17 protein-coding genes and 1 other RNA gene are annotated in these 14,472 nt (G+C 28.5%); 2 read left to right on the forward strand and 16 right to left on the reverse strand.

The annotated features are described in order from the left end of the window. Position 1 precedes the first annotated feature (1 nt). Positions 2 to 1,117: a glucose-1-phosphate adenylyltransferase subunit GlgD gene (glgD, locus tag HGAG_RS02275; RefSeq protein WP_004838726.1), complete on the reverse strand. Its 1,116-nt coding sequence runs from the start codon at positions 1,115 to 1,117 to the stop codon at positions 2 to 4. A 1-nt stretch (position 1,118) separates the two neighbouring features. Further along, positions 1,119 to 2,252 (reverse strand): glucose-1-phosphate adenylyltransferase, encoded by a 1,134-nt coding sequence (locus HGAG_RS02280; protein ID WP_019117737.1) that lies wholly within the window; start codon positions 2,250 to 2,252, stop codon positions 1,119 to 1,121. A gap of 154 nt (positions 2,253 to 2,406) precedes the next feature. Between HGAG_RS02280 and ssrA the strand changes: the two genes are divergently transcribed. Then, positions 2,407 to 2,763, forward strand: a transfer-messenger RNA (tmRNA) gene (ssrA, locus tag HGAG_RS11195). Positions 2,764 to 3,277: 514 nt separating this feature from the next. Here ssrA and HGAG_RS02285 read toward each other — a convergent pair. From HGAG_RS02285 to HGAG_RS02310, 6 genes are all read right to left on the reverse strand, one after another. Beyond that, the gene (locus HGAG_RS02285) at positions 3,278 to 3,544 is read right to left on the reverse strand and encodes a Txe/YoeB family addiction module toxin (RefSeq protein ID WP_019117738.1); all 267 of its coding nucleotides are present in this window, start codon (positions 3,542 to 3,544) and stop codon (positions 3,278 to 3,280) included. Continuing rightward, positions 3,534 to 3,794 carry a type II toxin-antitoxin system RelB/DinJ family antitoxin gene (locus HGAG_RS02290; RefSeq protein ID WP_019117739.1) on the reverse strand — a complete coding sequence of 87 codons (261 nt, stop codon included), beginning with the start codon at positions 3,792 to 3,794 and terminating at the stop codon, positions 3,534 to 3,536. The genes HGAG_RS02285 and HGAG_RS02290 overlap by 11 nt, the downstream gene beginning before the upstream one ends. Before the next feature lie 155 nt (positions 3,795 to 3,949). Continuing rightward, positions 3,950 to 5,350 carry a beta-Ala-His dipeptidase gene (gene pepD / locus HGAG_RS02295; RefSeq protein WP_019117740.1) on the reverse strand — a complete coding sequence of 467 codons (1,401 nt, stop codon included), beginning with the start codon at positions 5,348 to 5,350 and terminating at the stop codon, positions 3,950 to 3,952. Next, positions 5,350 to 6,561: a peptidase T gene (pepT, locus tag HGAG_RS02300; protein ID WP_019117741.1), complete on the reverse strand. Its 1,212-nt coding sequence runs from the start codon at positions 6,559 to 6,561 to the stop codon at positions 5,350 to 5,352. The genes pepD and pepT overlap by 1 nt, the downstream gene beginning before the upstream one ends. Before the next feature lie 13 nt (positions 6,562 to 6,574). Continuing rightward, entirely contained in the window at positions 6,575 to 8,092 is a 1,518-nt protein-coding gene (locus tag HGAG_RS02305; RefSeq protein WP_019117742.1) for a YfcC family protein, read from the reverse strand. A 274-nt stretch (positions 8,093 to 8,366) separates the two neighbouring features. Further along, on the reverse strand, positions 8,367 to 9,653 hold the full coding sequence (locus HGAG_RS02310; RefSeq protein ID WP_019117743.1) for a bifunctional folylpolyglutamate synthase/dihydrofolate synthase: 1,287 nt from the start codon (positions 9,651 to 9,653) through the stop codon (positions 8,367 to 8,369). 87 nt (positions 9,654 to 9,740) lie between these two features. On the opposite strand from HGAG_RS02310, the gene HGAG_RS02315 reads away from it, so the two are divergent. Beyond that, on the forward strand, positions 9,741 to 10,454 hold the full coding sequence (locus tag HGAG_RS02315; RefSeq protein WP_019117744.1) for a heparan-alpha-glucosaminide N-acetyltransferase domain-containing protein: 714 nt from the start codon (positions 9,741 to 9,743) through the stop codon (positions 10,452 to 10,454). Between the two features lie 41 nt (positions 10,455 to 10,495). On the opposite strand, the gene HGAG_RS02320 is transcribed toward HGAG_RS02315, so the two are convergent. From HGAG_RS02320 to rpmG, 8 genes are all read right to left on the reverse strand, one after another. Continuing rightward, complete coding sequence (locus tag HGAG_RS02320; RefSeq protein ID WP_019117745.1) at positions 10,496 to 10,945, reverse strand: Fur family transcriptional regulator; 450 nt, start codon at positions 10,943 to 10,945, stop codon at positions 10,496 to 10,498. Between the two features lie 112 nt (positions 10,946 to 11,057). Next, the gene (gene rplL, locus HGAG_RS02325; protein WP_019117746.1) at positions 11,058 to 11,438 is read right to left on the reverse strand and encodes a 50S ribosomal protein L7/L12; all 381 of its coding nucleotides are present in this window, start codon (positions 11,436 to 11,438) and stop codon (positions 11,058 to 11,060) included. A gap of 39 nt (positions 11,439 to 11,477) precedes the next feature. Further along, positions 11,478 to 12,026 (reverse strand): 50S ribosomal protein L10, encoded by a 549-nt coding sequence (gene rplJ, locus HGAG_RS02330; protein ID WP_019117747.1) that lies wholly within the window; start codon positions 12,024 to 12,026, stop codon positions 11,478 to 11,480. Between the two features lie 201 nt (positions 12,027 to 12,227). Then, positions 12,228 to 12,938, reverse strand: coding sequence for a 50S ribosomal protein L1 (rplA, locus tag HGAG_RS02335; RefSeq protein WP_019117748.1), 711 nt, complete (start codon positions 12,936 to 12,938; stop codon positions 12,228 to 12,230). A gap of 37 nt (positions 12,939 to 12,975) precedes the next feature. Continuing rightward, positions 12,976 to 13,410, reverse strand: coding sequence for a 50S ribosomal protein L11 (gene rplK / locus HGAG_RS02340; protein WP_004838714.1), 435 nt, complete (start codon positions 13,408 to 13,410; stop codon positions 12,976 to 12,978). A 63-nt stretch (positions 13,411 to 13,473) separates the two neighbouring features. Further along, a complete protein-coding gene (gene nusG, locus HGAG_RS02345; RefSeq protein ID WP_019117749.1) occupies positions 13,474 to 14,067 on the reverse strand; it encodes a transcription termination/antitermination protein NusG in 594 nt (197 codons plus the stop codon). Between the two features lie 7 nt (positions 14,068 to 14,074). Beyond that, positions 14,075 to 14,203, reverse strand: a complete 129-nt coding sequence (gene secE / locus HGAG_RS12400) for a preprotein translocase subunit SecE (RefSeq protein ID WP_341871709.1) — start codon at positions 14,201 to 14,203, stop codon at positions 14,075 to 14,077. 69 nt (positions 14,204 to 14,272) lie between these two features. Beyond that, on the reverse strand, positions 14,273 to 14,422 hold the full coding sequence (rpmG, locus tag HGAG_RS02350; RefSeq protein ID WP_004816546.1) for a 50S ribosomal protein L33: 150 nt from the start codon (positions 14,420 to 14,422) through the stop codon (positions 14,273 to 14,275). Positions 14,423 to 14,472 lie beyond the last annotated feature (50 nt).

Raw genomic sequence — 14,472 nt, forward strand, 5'->3', positions numbered from 1 at the left:
CTTAGTTAATGTGTTCTCCCTTATCTGTTAAGTAAGGATGGGTTCTGTTTCCAAATAGTTTAACATCTTCAAAAACTTTTGTGTCTTTATCAGTTATAACGTGATTTAAAATTGCACCTTCGCCTATCTCAGAATTTTGGAAAATAATTGAATTTTTGATTACTGCACCTTTTTTAACTGTAACTCCTCTAAAAATAATAGAATTTTCAATTTCTCCTTCTATTATTGCTCCATTTGCTACCAAAGAATTTCTTACTTTAGAACCTTTTAAATATTCAGTTGAAGGCTCGTCTTTGCTTTTTGTATAAACCATTCCTTGTTCATAGAAAATTTCATCAAAAAAGTCCCTATCTAACAAATTAAAACTAGCTTCAAAGTATGTCAAAGTATCCATAATAACACTCAAACTTTCTTTTGATTTATAAAGACCAATTGATTTTTTCTTTGGATATTTGAATAAAGCATCAAGTACATTTGTAGCATTATTTTTTTCAATTGAATATCTAAGAAGATCCATAAAAATATCTTTTTTAATCAATATTGAACCTGTAAATAAATTTATTTCTTCTTCAAGTCCAAGATTAATTCCAACACTAACTGGATTTTCATTTTCGTCAGTATTAATAATTCTTCTATTCAAATAATATCCATACTCATCATTCTTTTTTTGAGTAAAAATTAAAGCATCCAAATTTTCATCTTGCATTTTTTCATAAGCATCTGAAATATTTACCTTAGAAATATACATTGGATTTGTAATATAAACATACTCACGTTTATTTCTCATAAAATGTTTCATCGTGTTGTAGTAGGTTTCTATTTCATTAGCAAGTCTTGACCTTAAATATACTGGCGGATTAATCATCAAACCACCGCTTCTTCTATTTAATTCCCAATTTCTTCCATCTCCTACATGATCAAGAGTTGATCTTAGAGGTTCTCCACCATATAAAATAACACTTGATATATTGTGATTTGTTATATTAGATAAAGTAAAATCTATAACCCTATACCTACAACCAAAAGGTAGCATATAATCAGGTCTATATTTACAAAGTGTATCATAATTTTTTTCATCAAATTCTGAACTATAAATTAAAGCAAGTATATTTTGCATCTTATTCCTCCTCTATCCCATCTTCACTTACAAGATAAACTGATGTAGAATTTTTATCTCCAATATTTTCACTGATTTCCATATTTTCAGTAATTACAGAATTATATACTTTTACACCTTCTTTTATAGTAACCCCTGATAATATTACACAATTATTTACACAAGCATTTTTTTCAATTTTTACATTTGAAAACAATACAGAATTATTAACCTCTCCATCTATAATACATCCTTCATTTATTAGCGCATCATTTAATACACCATTTTTACCAACTCTATGAGGAGGCAAATTTAATGCAGTTGTATATATTTTCCAAGAATCATCTTGAATATTTAGAGGGTTTTCAGGATCAATTAAATCAAGATTAGCTTGCCAATAAGATTTTACAGTTCCTACATCCTTCCAATATCCATCAAATTTATAAACAAATAAATCTCTATTATTATTTAGTAAGTAAGGAATAATATCATGACCAAAATCATTTGTAGATTCAGAATTATTATGATCTTCAATCAAAGCAGCTCTTAAAACTTTCCAATTAAAAATATAAATTCCCATTGAAGCAAGATTTGATTTAGGATTTTCAGGTTTTTCTTCAAACTCAACAATTCTTCCCTCATCATCAGTATTCATAATACCAAATCTAGATGCCTCATCCCAATCAACTTCCATAACTGCAATAGTCGCATCAGCACCTTTTTGCATATGTTCAGAAAGAAGTTTTGTATAATCCATTTTGTAAATATGATCTCCAGATAAAATCAAAACATATTCTGGGTCAATACTATCAAGATAATTAATATTTACAAAAATTGCTCCAGCAGTACCTTCAAACCATCTTCCACCTTCTTCTGTGTAGTAAGGAGTTAAAATTCTTAAACCACCAAAATTTCTATCATAATCCCATGCTGCACCAATACCCAAGTGCTTATTTAATAATTGAGGTTTATATTGAGTTAAAACACCAATATCTCTAATTTCTGAATTAGTTGCATTTGACAAAGCAAAATCTATAATTTTATATTTTCCACCAAAAGGAACTACAGGTTTTGCCATTTCTTTAGTAAGAGCCTTTAATCTAGATCCTTGACCACCAGCAAGAAGCATAGCTGCAATTTTATTATTATTTCTCATAAATCCTCCTATTACTTCATGATTAAAAAAATCTGAATGACTTAATATAATAATACCCAAAAAATAATAATTTAATTTACTATAAATAATTTTATAAAAAATTAAGATTTTGACATAAAAATAATTTTTAGTATAATATAAATGTTAATTATAAGGGGATGTTTTGGTTTCGACGTGCTTGTTAAGATTTAAGCTGCAAGTCGTTTATCAATTCGTAAAATTGAAAATTAAATATAAATGCAAACAATAATAGCGAAAGACAATTCGCATTAGCTGCCTAATTTAGGCAAGCAGCAAATAAAAATTAAGCCACAGTAGTTTTTATTTGTTTCATAATTTTATGTGGCAACTAATATACAAAGCTTTGAGTATATTTAGTATCCATGAAGCTAGTCTAGTAAGTTATTTGTAAGTAGATAAGTGCTAGATGAAAATCAAATACTTACTAAACTTGTAGATGCTTTTATTAAGACTCGTGCGGACACGGGTTCAAATCCCGTCATCTCCACCATAAATATTTAAAGCCTTGATTTTCAAGGTTTTATTTTTTTATAATAAAATATTGATTTAATTTGAATTTTATATTATATTATTTACAATAACAAAGCACATACGTGACCCCCTAATAGAATTTTCTTTGGGTTGCGCCCTGTGCTTTGTTAACTTTTTTATGAATTTATAGTATATTATTAATATTAGAGGTACTTTCCACCTTCCGCATTTGTGGGGGAGTGAGTTAGTATCTCTATTATTTCTTTTTGTAAACTTTATATTTTTAAGTATATTAAAATAAACAGAGATTAATCACTGTCCGTGAAACCTTATAGGTGGAGATGGTGTTTATCTCTGTTTTTACGATTATAACACTTAAATATTTTTATATTACCATCTAATATTTGATATAATTTTCATGCTAATTTATATTAGTTTTTATAAATTATCAAATTACCATTTCTACTTTCTAAATTATCATTATCCAAATAAAAAAATCGTGAGTAAAATTTTAATACTCACGATAATTAAATTTATTTATAATGACACTTACATTGGAAAATTACAAGGCTATCATCATCTATAAAATATACAAGTCTATGCTCTTTATCTATTCTCCTACTCCATAACCCTTTTAAATTTTCTTTTAATGGTTCTGGTTTTCCTATTCCCTCAAATGGATTTCTTTTTATATCTTTGATTAGTTGATTAATTCTTTTAAAGTTATTTTTATCTGCTTTTTGCCAATATAGATAATCATTCCATGCGTCAAAATCCCATTTCAAACTTTTAATTTTCATCTTCAATTATCTCATTTTCAATAAGTTTCATATTTCCTTTTTTATACTCGCTAAATTTTTCTTCAAGATATTCAATATTTTTTTTACTATAAAATGGATCTACTGAAACATCAAAAGGGATTCTGTATTCTCTACCTAATTTTTTTAAATAAATGTTTATAGCACTTGATAAAGAAATTCCTATATCATTGCATACTAATTCCGCTTGTTTTTTTACATCATCATCTACCCTTAAATTTATTTGTGCCATATTATCACCTCTTGATTTTATTATAGCATTATTATATTATTTGTAAAGATATATTATATAATAATCTTTGTTTTCTAAGAGATAATAAAAAAGATGATGTGTAAAATAGTTTTATCTATTTCAAACATCATCTATTAAAAATTATTTTTACTAGCTTATTTAATTTCTTTTAGTAATTGTTTTAAATATGCATACACTCTTTGTACTGATTCTATTTCAACTTTTTCTTCTGGAGAGTGAGCTCCTGTTATGTTTGGTCCTATTGAAATTATATCTAGATTTGGATATTTTTCATAAAATGCTCCGCATTCTAGTCCAGCGTGTATTACTATCGTATCAAATTCTTTTCCTTCAAATTCTTTGTATACTTTTTGAGCTAGTGGTCTAAGTTTTGAATCTTCTTTGTATTCCCATCCTGGATATATTGAATCAATTCTATAATTAATTCCTAAATCTTCTATAACTGTCCTGATTTTTTTGGATAATTCTTCTAGTGCATCATTATCTGAAGATCTTAAAGAAATTTCACTTTTAATAAATCCGTCTTCTTCTTTTATTAGGGCTAAATTATCTGAGGATTCTACTGTTTCTCCATCTTTCATCATAGTATTTGTTCCACAAGCTACATTTGCTATCATTTTTATTATTTTTTCTGATAATTCTTTTGAATAACTTTTTCCGCTTGCTTCGTTAATTTCTATTTTTAATTCGCCTTTTACATCTTTAAATTTATCTAGAGTATTTTTCTTAGCTTCTTCTAATTCTTCTAATTTTGCTCCATAAACTTTCACGCTTCCTGATGATGGAATTATATTATCAAGACTTCCACTTGTAAATTCTCCTATTGTTATATCTGAATTTAAATTATCTAAAATGGATGCAAATACTTTTAGAGCATTTCCTCTATTGTCATTTATATCCATTCCTGAATGTCCACCTAGTAAGCCTGAAACTTTTATTTCATAACCATCTTTTTGTTCTTCTTGTCCAATTTTTTCTTCTACAAAAATTGTAATTCCTCCAGCAGAACCAACTGTTAAGACTCCTTCTTCTTCTGAGTCTATATTTATTAAATATTCTCCTTCAAGTACATCATCTGCCAAGTTCAAAGCTCCTGCCATTGAAGTTTCTTCTTCTGTAGTAACTAATAATTCAATTTGTGGTCCAACATAATTTTCATCTTCAAGCAAAGCTAATCCCATAGCAACAGCAATTCCATTGTCTGCTCCTAAAGTTGTATCTTTTGCAGTTAAATATTTTCCATCAATTACTGGAATTATTGAATCTTTTAGGAAATCATGGTTTGAATCTTCTGTTTTTGATGCAACCATATCCATGTGACCTTGCAAAATTACTTTTGGTGCATTTTCATATCCTTTAGATGCTTTTCTTTTCAAAATTACATTTAAACTTTCGTCTTGATATGTTTCAAGATTTAATTCTTTTCCTGTTTTTACTAAAAAATCAGAAACTTTTTTTTCGTGAAAGCTTGGTCTTGGAATTTCCATTAATTTTGAAAAATAATAAAAAACTCTTTCTGGTTGTAATTTTTCCATTATTTACTCTCCTTAGCATTTAACTCTACAATATTTTTTAGAACTTCGAGTGATTTTTCCATTATATCTACTGATAAAATTTCATATCTACCGTGGAAATTGTATCCACCTGTAAAAAGGTTAGGTGTTGGAAGTCCTTTGTATGAAAGACTTGCTCCATCTGTTCCACCTCTTACAGGTTTTACAATTGGATCCATGCCTGCTTTTTTGATTGATTCTTTTGCAAGCTCAACAATTTCTATACATGGCTCGATTTTTTCTTTCATATTGTAATAAGAATCTTCTATTTTTAAATCTATTATATCATCATATTTTTTATTTAGGAAATTTACTATTTCTTCTAATAATTTTTTCTTTTCGTTAAATGAGTCTGTGAAAAAATCTCTTATCAAATAAACAATATCAACTTCAGCAGATGTTCCATAAATTTCATCTAGCATAAAAAATCCTTCATATCCTTCTGAATATTCTGGTCTTTCATTTACTGGAAGCATTGAATTTAATTCTTGGCCTACTAGAAGAGCGTTTATCAAAACATTTTTTGCAGCTCCTGGATGAACTGATTTTCCTTCGATATGAATTTTTGCTGTTGCAGCATTAAAGTTTTCATATTCTAATTCTGCAACAGGTCCCCCATCAATTGTATAGGCAAAGTCAGCTCCAAATTTTTCTACATCAAATAGATCTGCTCCCCTACCAATTTCTTCATCTGGTGTAAATCCTATTTTTATATCTCCGAATTTTAAATCTCTATTTTCCATGAAATATTTTGCTATTTCCATAATTATAGCAATTCCAGCCTTGTCATCTGCTCCAAGCAAGGTTGTTCCATCGGTTGTAACTAATTTATGTCCTACTAATTCTTTTAAAAATGGATATTCTTCTTCACTTAATTTATATTTTTCGTTTAAAACAATATCTCCACCCTTGTATGAATCAATAATTTGAGGATTAACATTTTTACCTGTTAATTCTAAAGCTGTATCCATGTGAGAAATGAAACCAATTGTAGGAACATTTTTTACTGTTCCCTCAATTGATGCATAAACATATCCATTTTCATCTACATGAGCATTTTCAATTCCAATTTCTTTTAAATCCTCAACGATAACTTTTGCAAGTTTCATTTGTCCTGGTGTTGATGGACATGATTCGTTTTTGTCATCACTTTGAGTATCAAATTTAACATATTTCAAAAATTTGTCTAGCATAGATTCTCCATTTCTAAATTACAGTTTGTATTCCTAACATAACTATAGCTAATACTAACAATATTCCCATTAATGGTGCAATAAATTTAATCCATTTATTATATGAAACATCTACCATCTCGAGAGTTGCCAAAATTAATCCTGTTGGAGCTATTATTGCCATCCAACCTTGTCCAAAATTATATGCTGATACTACAACATCTCTTCCAAGAGAAACTGTATCTGCAAGTGGAGCAATAATTGGCATTGACAAAGTAGCAAGTCCTGATGATGAAGGAATAAAAATTCCCAAGAATGAGAATAAAATCATTTGTACTGATGAGAATAATACTCCATTTATTCCGCTAATAATATTTGATGCTCCATAAAGCATTGTATCTGAAATCATTCCGTCATCTAAAATTATATTAATTCCCCTAGCTACTCCTATGATTAAGGCAACTGATACTAGATCTGCTGCTCCATCTAAGAATGATCCAACTGCATCTTGTTCTTCTAAACCTGATAGAATAATCAATAAAATTCCAACTACCAAGAACAAGGTTGACATTTCTTCAAACCACCATTCTAAATTCATAACACCATAAATCATTATAGGAAATGCTAGCATAAATACAACAAGCATTGCAATTCTTCTAAAATTAAATGGTGCTACATTATCTGGATCATAATCTTTTAGATATTGATCTTTAATTCTAGGCATATCTTCTTCAATTATAGAATTTGATGGGTCTTTTTTAACTTTTTTAGAATATCTATAGATATACCAAAGAGAAATAGCTTGAGCTAAAACTAAGCTTATAATTCTTACACCCATTCCTTCTTTAAAGGAAATTCCTGCAGCATTTGATGCAACTACAACTGAGAAAGCATTTGTTGTTGAAAACATTGTTCCTATTGATGAGCCCATATAAATTGCAGCAATTGTTACCATAGCATCAAATCCTGATGCTAAAAATATTGGCATTAAAATAGGATAAAAGGCAATTGTTTCTTCTGCCATTCCAAAAGTTGTTCCACCAAGAGCAACAATACTTGATAAAATTGCAACCATCAAAAATTCTTTTCCCTTTGTTAGTTTTGACAAAGCAGCAATTCCCGCATCAAAAGTACCTGTCTTATTTAAAACTCCAATACAACCACCAAGTAGCAATACAAAAACAATAATTCCTATAGAATCAGCTACACCATCTATTGGTGCTCTAGCTACCTTTAGAAAACCTTGTGGTTGTTGATCAAGCTTATGGTAAGATCCTGGTATAGCTACAGGCTTTTTAATATCTTCCTTGACAAAACTTTTTAATGGAACAGTTATTTTTAACTTATCCAAAACATCTTGAGTTGCTGGAAGTTTTTCTTCCTCTCCATCAACTCCACTTCTTATGAATACATTTTCTTCCTTATTATACTCTAACCTATCATAAGAACCTGCTGGTACTAGGTAAGTTAAAATAGAAGCTAATACTAAAACTATAAATAGTACAGTAAAAGCTGAAGGAAACTTAAATTTCTTTTTCTTTTTTTCACTCATAATTATACCTCCAATTCAAACCATACAGGTTTTAACTAAGATTGTCAATAATATTGTAATGTTGAGCAATCAATCTAAAAGATTGAATCATATTTGTGATTTAATTGCTATAATTATATTTTTTCACTTAATTTTATCTAACTATCATATTTATTTATAGTAATCAATAAATATTAAAGCATTTATTTGTTTTTAGATAAATCTTTTTTTGCAATAATAAAAAATACCAGATTTAAAAATTTAAAATCTGGTATTTCTTATAAATATAATAATTTTATATATCTTTATTCATTTTTTCATATTTGATTATTTCTCCAATCAAATAAAGAGATCCACACCACAAAACCAAATCATTTTCTTTAGCTATTTGTTTTGAATATTCGTAAGCATTTTTTATATTATCTATTGCCTTAATATTTGTAAATTTTTCTCCAACAATTTTTTCCAATTTACCTAAATCAAATGCTCTTGGATTATCAACTTTTGTTATAACAATTTCATCTGCTATTGATGACAAATTTTCTATAATATAATCATAATCCTTATCTTTTAAAACAGAAAAACCTACTATAAGCCTATTATATTTGAATAATTTTAATGATTTAATTAAAGCATCTATTGATTCTTTATTGTGACTTCCATCTATTAAAACTTTTGGATTTTTAGAAATAAGTTCCATCCTTCCCGAATTTTTGCTTTCAAATATCCCCTCTTTAATAATATTCTCATCCAAGAAAAATTCCTCTTTAAAATAATCCAAAAAATTTATAGCATTGCAAGCATTATAAATTTGAACCTTTCCTATTAAAGAAGTTTTTATATTTTTATAATTTCTAAAATCAAATTCATTGTAGTTATAATTTTGAGTTTTTATTTTTATCTCATCAAAATCAAATTTATAAATCCTAGAATTTTTTTCATTCGCTTCTTTTAAAATGACATCAAGGGCTTCTTGAACTTGAGGATAAATAAATACAGGAACATTTTCTTTAATAATTCCCGCCTTATTCCAAGCAATTTCTTCAATAGTATCACCCAAAATATTTGTATGGTCCATTGATATTGTTGTAATAATAGTAGCAAGAGGTTTTTGTACAATATTTGTAGAATCCAATCTTCCTCCCAAACCTGTTTCAACAACACATACATCAACTTTTTTATCATAAAAATACTTATACATAAGAGCTGTCATAACCTCAAAATATGTATTTTTTAATCCTCTTACATCCAATTTTTCACATATAGGTCTAATTAAGTTTATATAAGAAAAAAAATCTTCATCACTAATTGCTTTTCCATTTATTTGTACTTCTTCATTTATTTCAATCATATAAGGAGAAGTAAATAATCCACACTTAGAAGTTTTTGCTAGGGTATTTGCAATATAATTTGCAGTAGAACCCTTTCCATTTGTTCCTGCTATATGAATAACCTTTATTTTATCTTGAGGATTTCCAAGCTCATTTAGTAAAGCCTTTATATCCGATAAATCTCTCCTTTTGCCAGCAGAATTTCCTCTTCCATAAATCCAATCCAAATAATAATCTTTATCTTTAATCATTTCTACCTCTTTCTTAACACAAATATTATATTATAATAAAAAATAAAGTAAAATAATAATGGACACTCTTATTTTAAAGGAAAGAAAATGAAAAGAAACTACACACTAGATAAGTACAGAGGCTTTACAATAATATCTATGGTATTATTTCATCTTTGTTATGATATAAACCTATACACAAGGCTTGACTGGTACAATAATATTTATATAAATAAAATTTGGCAATTATCCATAGCCATATCATTTTTCATAATTTCAGGAATCAGCTCAAATTTTCTTGATTGGAAAATGAATTTAAAACGTGGAATAATAATTTCAATCTTAGGAATTTTAATTACTTTAATAACATATTTTTTTGTACCCGACCAATTAATAATTTTTGGGGTACTAAACGGTCTTGGTCTATCAATGATAATAATATCTTTTTTACAAAAAAATATAAAAATAAACAAAAACCTACTAATTATTTTTATTATCTTGTTTGCCATAACTTATAGCCTACCTAGCGGAAAATTTTTAAGTAAAAATATAGAGCTTTCTTTATATAATAAAAATTTATTTATTCTAGGATTTCCATCAAATAGCTTTCATTCAACGGATTATTTCCCAATTATTCCGTGGTTTTTTGCTTATATGAGCGGTTATATCATAGGAAAAATTTTAATAGAAAAAAATTTTTATAATCATTACGGCAAAAATTCTTTTCTTGCAAAAATCGGTCAAAATTCCCTAAAAATTTACCTCTCCCACCAGATAATAATATATGCCCTTGTTTATTTTGTTTTTGAAATAATTAAATAACAAAAGAAGGCGATAAATAAAAAATAATTTATCGCCTTCTTTTATTTTTTACAATTAGGACAAATTCCTCTAATTGTTATATCTACACTATTTATTTTATAGCCTTCTAATTCTTCTAATTTTAGATTGTCGATATCAACATTTAAATCCAGAATATTTCCACATTTTTCACAAATAAAATGAGAATGATTTTTTTGATAAAAATCATATCTTTTTCTTGATTGATTAAAATCTAATTCACTTACTATATTATTTTCAACAAATAAATTTAAAGTATTATAAACCGTTGCCTGAGATATAATAGGATCGTAAGATTTTAAATTTTTATAAATATCATCAGCAGTTGGATGATTTCTATTATTCACAAGAAAATCTAGTATCATTAGCCTTTGATGACTAACTCTAATCCCATGTTTTTTTAGTATATGTTTTTCAATCTCAAATTTTTTATTTTGATCGACATTTTCAAGAGAATCAATAATTTCTTTCATATTCTCCTCTTTCCAAAATTAAAATCCTTCATTTTTAATATACATTATAAACTAATAAGTGTCAATCTTCGCAAAGAAAAAAGGCTCAATTGAGCCTTTTTATAAATAGAAACTATGCTAATTCTACTTCTGCACCAGCTTCTTCTAATTTTGATTTTAATTCTTCAGCTTCGTCTTTAGCTACGCCTTCTTTAACTGGTTTTGGAGCTCCATCAACTAATGCTTTAGCATCTTTTAATCCAAGACCTGTAACTTCTTTAACTACTTTGATTACGTTAATTTTTGAAGCACCTGCTGATTTTAATACAACATCAAATTCTGATTTTTCTGCTGCACCTGCTTCAGCTGCTCCTGCTGCAGCTACTGGAGCTGCTGCTACTGTAGCTTGAGCTGTTACATCAAATTCTTCTTCTAATGCTTTTACTAATTCTGATAGTTCTAATACTGTAAGTTCTTTAATTTCTTCTAATAAGTTTGTTACTTTTTCTGACATTTTTAATCCTCCGATATTTTAATTTAAATTGTTATTATATTAAGCTGCTTCGTTTTCTTTTTTTTCTCTAACTGCATCAAGTGCATAAACAAGTTTTGCATTGATTTGTGATAAATCACCAGCAAGTTTTCTAATTGGTGCTTGTAATGTATTAACAAGCATTGAAGCAAGTTCTTGTTGTCCTGGTAATTTTGCAATTGCTAACATTTCGTCTGGAGTTTGATAGTTTCCATCAACTACACCAGATTTAATTATAAGCTTATCTTTGTTTGCATCGTCTTTAACGATGTATTTTCTTGCTACTTTTGGTCCATCAACCATTTCTTCATTTGAAAAAATTAGTGCGTTAGAACCTTTTAGCTCTTCTGTAAATTGGTCAAATCCTAGTTGTTGGAATGCAAATCTCATCATAGTATTTTTGTATACTTTGTATTCAGTATTTGCATCTCTAAAATTGTTACGTAAATCAGTAATTTCTTTTACATCCATTTTATCAAATTCTACAAGAGTAACTGATTTAGCATTTTCAATTTTTTTAACTATTTCATTAACAATTACTTGTTTTTGTTGTATAGCTTTTTCAGACATATTTCACCTCCTATGGCTTTTGGTAGGTATATAAAAATCCCCACAATTAGGCATAATTATTATGCCTACATCGGTGGGGATGTAGATTCTTATTCCCACCTATACGGAATAATTAAACTATTAAGTCTCCGTAGTCTTTGGTAGCCTATTTATTTGACTATGATAGTATATCACTTGATATATATGTTGTCAAATATTTTTTTATTTTTCAACCAAGTCCATTGCTCTTGCTGGAGATAATTTTACTCCAGGACCCATTGTTGAAGCAATAGTAATTGATTTTAAATATTTTCCTTTTGCTGAAGCTGGTTTTGCTTTAACAATAGCAGTGATTAAAGCTTTTAAGTTGTCTGATAATTTTTCTTTACCAAATGAAACTTTTCCAGTTGGTACGTGAACTAGATTGTTTTTATCTGTTCTATATTCTACTTTACCTGCTTTTACTTCTTTAATTGCGTTTGCAATATCATTTGTTACAGTTCCTGATTTAGGGTTTGGCATTAATCCTTGAGGTCCTAAAACTCTACCAAGTCTACCTACTTGTCCCATCATGTCAGGGCTTGTTACTATTACATCAAAATCCAACCAGTTTTCTTTTTGGATTTTATCTGTATATTCTTCACTACCTGCATAGTCTGCACCTGCATTTAAAGCTTCTTCAACTTTATCATCTTTTACAATTGCAAGTACTTTAACATCTCTACCAGTTCCGTGTGGAAGTACAACAGTACCTCTTACTTGTTGGTCAGCATGTCTTGAATCTACACCTAATCTTACGTGTAATTCTACAGTTTCGTCAAAGTTTGCTTTTGCAGTTTTTTCAACTATATCTAATGCTTCTGATAATTCATATTCTTTTTGAGTATCAAAAGATTTTTTTGATTCTATATATTTTTTACCTTTTTTAGCCATGTTGCCTCCTTGTGGTATAACGAGTTTCCTCTTCCACTTATTCCTCTACAGTAATTCCCATGCTTCTGCATGTGCCTTTTATCATGCTCATTGCAGCTTCTAGGCTTGCAGCATTTAAATCTTGCATCTTAGTTTCAGCTATTTCTTTTACTTGTTCAAGTTTTATTGAACCAACTTTATTTTTGTTTGGTTCTCCACTTGCTTTTTCAAGTCCTATAGCTTTTTTGATTAATACTGGTGCTGGTGGTGTTTTGGTGATAAAATCAAATGATCTATCCTTATAAATTGTCATTTCAACCGGTATTATCATTCCAGCTTGGTCAGCTGTTTTAGCATTAAATGCTTGCACGAATTCCATGATGTTGATTCCGTGTGGTCCTAGTGCTGTACCTACTGGAGGTGCTGGTGTAGCTTTTCCTGCTGGTACTTGTAATTTAACTTTTGCTTGTACTTCTTTTTCTTTTGCTGGCATATTAAATCCTCCTTTGTGGTTTTTGGCGGGTTATCCCCTCCCACTTACATTACGTAAGCCAGTTTAAATTGTCTCAATATCCTCGAAACTTAAATCAATAATTGTATCTCTTCCAAACATATCAATTAAAGCTTTAATTATTTGTTTGTCTGTATCAACTTCTTTTACTTCAGCTACTAAATCTTTAAATGGTCCTTGGATAATATTTATATTATCTCCTACATTTATATTAATATTTAGTACAGGCTTATCTTCTTTAATACCAAATTTTCTTACCTCTCTTTTTGTTAATGGAACAGGTTTAGAATCTGGTCCTACAAAGCCTGTGACGCCTTGAGTATTTCTAATTATATACCAAGATCTGTTAGTAATATTCATCTTTACCATTACATAACCTGGGAATAATTTTCTTGTTTTAAGTTTCTTTGATTCATTTTTTACTTCAACATACTCTTCTTCTGGCACTGTTACATCGATGATATCAGGATTTTGTTCGTTGTCTATCATCATTTGGATCTTATCTTTGACCCTATTTTCGTAGCCAGTATATGTGTGAACTACATACCATTTTGGTTGTTTTTCTGAATCTTTAGAATCAATTTCTTCTTTAGTATTGTTTGGTTCATTTGAATTATTGTTATTAGATAAATCAGTCATATCTTACCTACATCAAAAATCCAAGCATGTTTCCAAAGACTATATCTAATAACCAAATGAGAAGTCCTGTAATCACACTGACAATAATAACAAGTAATGAGTAATTTAAAGTTTCATTTTTTGTTGGCCATGTGATTTTTTTTGAATTCTCTACTTACAGATTTAAAAAATCCATCTTTTTTCTTAGCCATTTTAAAACTCCTTACTATTTTGTTTCTTTATGAACAGTGTGTTTTTTACAGAAAGGACAATACTTTTTAAGCTCAAGTCTTTCTTGAGTGTTCTTTTTGTTTTTTGTAGTATCGTAATTTCTATTTTTGCAAACTGTGCATTCTAGTTTTACTTTATCTGCCATTAAAACACCTCCTAATTTATATGGATAGTCCCATACAAACACATATATTA

It is taken from the genome of Anaerococcus obesiensis ph10 (genome assembly GCF_000311745.1).
Lineage (GTDB): Bacteria > Bacillota > Clostridia > Tissierellales > Peptoniphilaceae > Anaerococcus > Anaerococcus vaginalis.

Bases quoted from the DNA above. Each gene is read 5' to 3' on its own strand.
- glgD (WP_004838726.1), bottom strand. From the start codon at position 1,117: ATGCAAAATATACTTGCTTTAATTTATAGTTCAGAATTTGATGAAAAA.
- HGAG_RS02280 (WP_019117737.1), bottom strand. From the start codon at position 2,252: ATGAGAAATAATAATAAAATTGCAGCTATGCTTCTTGCTGGTGGTCAA.
- HGAG_RS02285 (WP_019117738.1), bottom strand. From the start codon at position 3,544: ATGAAAATTAAAAGTTTGAAATGGGATTTTGACGCATGGAATGATTAT.
- HGAG_RS02290 (WP_019117739.1), bottom strand. From the start codon at position 3,794: ATGGCACAAATAAATTTAAGGGTAGATGATGATGTAAAAAAACAAGCG.
- pepD (WP_019117740.1), bottom strand. From the start codon at position 5,350: ATGGAAAAATTACAACCAGAAAGAGTTTTTTATTATTTTTCAAAATTA.
- pepT (WP_019117741.1), bottom strand. From the start codon at position 6,561: ATGCTAGACAAATTTTTGAAATATGTTAAATTTGATACTCAAAGTGAT.
- HGAG_RS02305 (WP_019117742.1), bottom strand. From the start codon at position 8,092: ATGAGTGAAAAAAAGAAAAAGAAATTTAAGTTTCCTTCAGCTTTTACT.
- HGAG_RS02310 (WP_019117743.1), bottom strand. From the start codon at position 9,653: ATGATTAAAGATAAAGATTATTATTTGGATTGGATTTATGGAAGAGGA.
- HGAG_RS02315 (WP_019117744.1), top strand. From the start codon at position 9,741: ATGAAAAGAAACTACACACTAGATAAGTACAGAGGCTTTACAATAATA.
- HGAG_RS02320 (WP_019117745.1), bottom strand. From the start codon at position 10,945: ATGAAAGAAATTATTGATTCTCTTGAAAATGTCGATCAAAATAAAAAA.
- rplL (WP_019117746.1), bottom strand. From the start codon at position 11,438: ATGTCAGAAAAAGTAACAAACTTATTAGAAGAAATTAAAGAACTTACA.
- rplJ (WP_019117747.1), bottom strand. From the start codon at position 12,026: ATGTCTGAAAAAGCTATACAACAAAAACAAGTAATTGTTAATGAAATA.
- rplA (WP_019117748.1), bottom strand. From the start codon at position 12,938: ATGGCTAAAAAAGGTAAAAAATATATAGAATCAAAAAAATCTTTTGAT.
- rplK (WP_004838714.1), bottom strand. From the start codon at position 13,410: ATGCCAGCAAAAGAAAAAGAAGTACAAGCAAAAGTTAAATTACAAGTA.
- nusG (WP_019117749.1), bottom strand. From the start codon at position 14,067: ATGACTGATTTATCTAATAACAATAATTCAAATGAACCAAACAATACT.
- rpmG (WP_004816546.1), bottom strand. From the start codon at position 14,422: ATGGCAGATAAAGTAAAACTAGAATGCACAGTTTGCAAAAATAGAAAT.